Genomic DNA, 3,261 nt, shown 5'->3' with positions numbered 1-3,261 from the left:
TCTGACCGGTGTCCGTTCCAGATGCGTGGCGGATTGTCGTTGAGGGGCCGTGGCGTGGTGTCCCGGGCCAGACTGATGCCGCCCCATTGCGCGACCAGCGGCAGCCGTCCGCCATCACGGTGCACGGTGACCTGAAGGCCACGACGTGGACCGTGCTCGGTGTCGAGTACGGCTCGGTAACGGCGGTAGACCTTCGGGACCGTGATCCGGTACTTGCGGGCCAGGGTCTTGGTCAGCGACCGTTCCATGACGTACTTCAGGTAGCCGAGCCGATGACGGTTGAATGCCAGCCGGTAGTACTCCCCGACACCCTGGAACTCGGCTTGGAACTGCGCGACGATACTGAAGTCAGTATTGACGGTACGTTCGGTTCGCCGGATCGGTCTGCCGTGGTGTAGGTAGGGCGCGCACTTGGCGCGGATGACATCGACCGGCACTTTCAGCCCGATCGCCGCGTTGATACTGCGGTGACCATGCTGATCGTGCTTGTGGTCGGCGTGTAACACCACAATCTCGTAGCCGAGGAACCGGGCGGCCTGCGTCCGCCCGTGTGTGATCATGGTCTTGGTCGGGGACAGCTCCAACGCGAGTTCCTCACGCAGGAACCGCCCTATCTCGGCCTTGATCTCCTCTGCTTCCTGCCGGGGGCCGGTGAAGCCCAGCAGTCAGTCGTCGGCTTATGCCGAGGTCCGGGTTATGCCGACCCTGGCCCTGGTTTCCCTGGTCAGGGCGGTGAGCGGCTTCCTGATCTCGGCATAATCCTGCGGGGTTGGGCGGTGGTCTGCCTGTCTGGAGTGGTCAGTGTTCCTCCAGACGAGGAGATGATCATGAAGATGGGTGCGGGTCCGGGCTGCGTGCAGCCGGACGTGGCGCTGCTGGAGGAGTTCGGCGGCTGGCTGGACCGGGAGCGGGGTCTGTCGCCGGTGTCGGTGCGCTGCTATTCCAAGCAGTCGAAGGCGTTCCTGGCCGGGATCGGCGGGGCGGGCGCGGTCAGCGGCCTGGACGCGGGCAAGGTGACCGCGTTCATGGTGGACTGGACGCAGGACCGCAACACGTGGTCGGCGAAGGCGATGGTGACGTCGCTGCGCGCGTTCCTGCGGTTCGCGCACGCGACCGGGCGGACGGCGGTCCCGCTGGCGGGGGCAGTTCCCGCAGTCGCGTCGTGGCGGATGTCGTCGCTGCCCCGCGGCCTGAAGGCTGCGGAGGTCGAGCGGCTGCTGGCCGGCTGCGGCCGGGACACGGCGGCGGGCGTGCGGGACTATGCGGTCCTGTCGCTGCTTGGCCCGGCTCGGCCTGCGGGGTGCCGAGGCCGCCGGGCTGCAGCTCGGCGACATCGACTGGCGGGCCGGTGAGATCGCTATCACCGGCAAGGGCAGCCGGACCGAGCGGCTCCCGCTGCCGGCCCTGGCAGGGGAGGCACTCGCCGCCTGGCTGGAGCACGGGCGGCCGAAGTGCGAGTCGCGGTCGGCGTTCGTGACGGTCCGGCGGCCCTACCGGCCGCTGACGCCGGAGTCGGTCCGGGCCGTCATGGGCAGGGCCTGCGAGCGGTCCGGGCTGGACCGGCGGGGCACCCACCGGTTCCGGCACGCGCTGGCGACCGAGATGCTGCGGGCCGGGGCCTCGCTGCCTGAGGTTGGGCAGGTACTGCGGCACCGCAGCCAGCTGTCCACCTCGATTTATGCCAAGGTCGACCAGAACGCGCTGCGCCCGCTGGCCCGCCAGTGGCCGGGGGCCGGGCAGTGAGCGGGCTGAGGGCCAGGGCTGAGGATTACCTGGCCATGCGCAGGGCCCTGGGGTTCAGGCTGGAGAGCCACGGGCCGAGGCTGATGAGCTTCATCCGGTTCTGCGAAGACCGCGATGCCGGCACGGTGACCACGGATCTGGCGGTGGAGTGGGCGACATCGACCGCCAGCGACCACGAGGCCTACCAGGCCCGCCGCCTCGACGTGGTGCGGATCTTCGCCCGCCACATGCAGCCGCTGGACCCGGCCACCGAGGTCCCGCCCGAGGACGTGCTGGACCGCCGCCAGTGGCGGATACCGCCCTACCTCTACTCCCCACAGGAGGTCACCGCCCTGATGAGCGCGGCCAGAACGCTCCAGCCCGCGTTCCGGGCGGTGACCTGGCGGACGCTCATCGGCCTGCTGGCCGTGACCGGCATGCGCCAAGGCGAGGCATGCCGCCTCGACCGCGACGACGTCGACCTGAACGCCGAGACGATTACGATCGAGGACTCCAAGTTCGGCAAGTCCCGCGTGGTGTTCCTCCACCGGACCGCGGCCGCCGCCCTGCGCGCCTATGAGCGGGCCCGCGATGAGGCGTTCCCCGAGGCGGAGGCGGGCACGTTCCTCGTCAACAGCCTCGGCAGACCGCTGGACAACCGCAACACCCCCAAGACGTTCGCTGGGCTCGTCACGGCGGCGGGCATCAAGGCCCCGCCCGGGCAGCGGGCCCCGCGGCTGCACGACCTGAGGGTCGCGGCGCTGCTGGACTGGTATCGCGACGGCGGGGACGTCCAGGCCCGCCTCCCGGTCCTGTCTACCTGGTTAGGCCCAAGGGCGTTCGGTTATGCCGCCGCTTGACCACCCGGGGACTCACGCGCAGGCCCCGGTCGGGCAGGAGGGCGGCGAGGACGGCCTGGCCGATCTTTCCGGCCAGGTCGTCGGGGTTGTCCAGGACGCCCGCGGCCAGGGTCAGCTGGCCGCGGGCCTTGTCCAGTGCGACGGTGAAGCTGCCGCGGCCTGGGTCGGTCCCGGGCGTGGTGAGCGCGGCGTCGACGATCGCGGTGCGTAGCGTCTGGTAGACGACCAGGATCGCGTAGATTTCCTGGGCGACCCCGTCCGGGGTCCGCGCGCGCAGGACCCTGCCGTCGAGGATCGTGTCCTTGAGCTCGAGGAACGCGGTCTCGATCAGCCAGCGGTCGTGGTAGAGCCGGACGAGGTCGGAGGCCGGGATCGTCGGGTCGAGCACGGTCGTCACGAGCGTGTAGTAGCCGGTCTTCCGCCCGGCGGCCGTGGCGATCGTGATCTGGCAGCGCACGACCCGTACCGGGAGCGTGCCGACCTTCGAGCGCCACGACCCGTCCGGGTAGCGCTCCAGTACGGGCAGCAGCCGGTTGTTGGTGACCCGCACCAGCAGGTCCGCGCCCGTCGCCGCGGCCTTGGTCAGCAGCCAGCCGGCGGCGAAGCCCCGGTCGGCCAGCAGGATCATCCCCGGGCGCAGCGCGCGGATCAGCTGGTCGGCGTAGGTGCTCTCGCCGCT

At 70.5% G+C, this 3,261-nt stretch carries 5 protein-coding genes; 3 read left to right on the top strand and 2 right to left on the bottom strand.

What is annotated here, in order from left to right; genetic code table 11:
- Positions 1–584, bottom strand: a 584-nt coding sequence (locus tag DD1DGNOD_RS08895; protein ID WP_346434293.1) for a group II intron reverse transcriptase/maturase, incomplete at its 3' end; no start/stop codon positions are given.
- Between the two features lie 243 nt (positions 585–827).
- On the opposite strand from DD1DGNOD_RS08895, the gene DD1DGNOD_RS29110 reads away from it, so the two are divergent.
- Genes DD1DGNOD_RS29110 through DD1DGNOD_RS08885 form a run of 3 tightly spaced genes read left to right on the top strand, consistent with a single transcriptional unit; the run spans position 828 to position 2,582 of the window.
- Positions 828–1,352 carry a hypothetical protein gene (locus tag DD1DGNOD_RS29110; RefSeq protein WP_241251082.1) on the top strand — a complete coding sequence of 175 codons (525 nt, stop codon included), beginning with the start codon at positions 828–830 and terminating at the stop codon, positions 1,350–1,352.
- Positions 1,279–1,743 (top strand): tyrosine-type recombinase/integrase, encoded by a 465-nt coding sequence (locus tag DD1DGNOD_RS29105; RefSeq protein ID WP_241251081.1) that lies wholly within the window; start codon positions 1,279–1,281, stop codon positions 1,741–1,743. The genes DD1DGNOD_RS29110 and DD1DGNOD_RS29105 overlap by 74 nt, the downstream gene beginning before the upstream one ends.
- 35 nt (positions 1,744–1,778) lie before the next feature.
- Positions 1,779–2,582 carry a tyrosine-type recombinase/integrase gene (locus tag DD1DGNOD_RS08885; RefSeq protein WP_241255583.1) on the top strand — a complete coding sequence of 268 codons (804 nt, stop codon included), beginning with the start codon at positions 1,779–1,781 and terminating at the stop codon, positions 2,580–2,582.
- Here the strand turns inward: DD1DGNOD_RS08885 and DD1DGNOD_RS08880 are convergent.
- Positions 2,539–3,261, bottom strand: a 723-nt coding sequence (locus tag DD1DGNOD_RS08880; protein WP_131769872.1) for a transposase, incomplete at its 5' end; no start/stop codon positions are given. The two genes, DD1DGNOD_RS08885 and DD1DGNOD_RS08880, sit on opposite strands and share 44 nt — an antisense overlap.

The sequence above is a fragment of the Candidatus Protofrankia californiensis genome, assembly GCF_900634765.1.
Taxonomy (GTDB): domain Bacteria; phylum Actinomycetota; class Actinomycetes; order Frankiales; family Frankiaceae; genus Protofrankia; species Protofrankia californiensis.
This window is presented reverse-complemented; position numbering and strand designations above follow the sequence as displayed.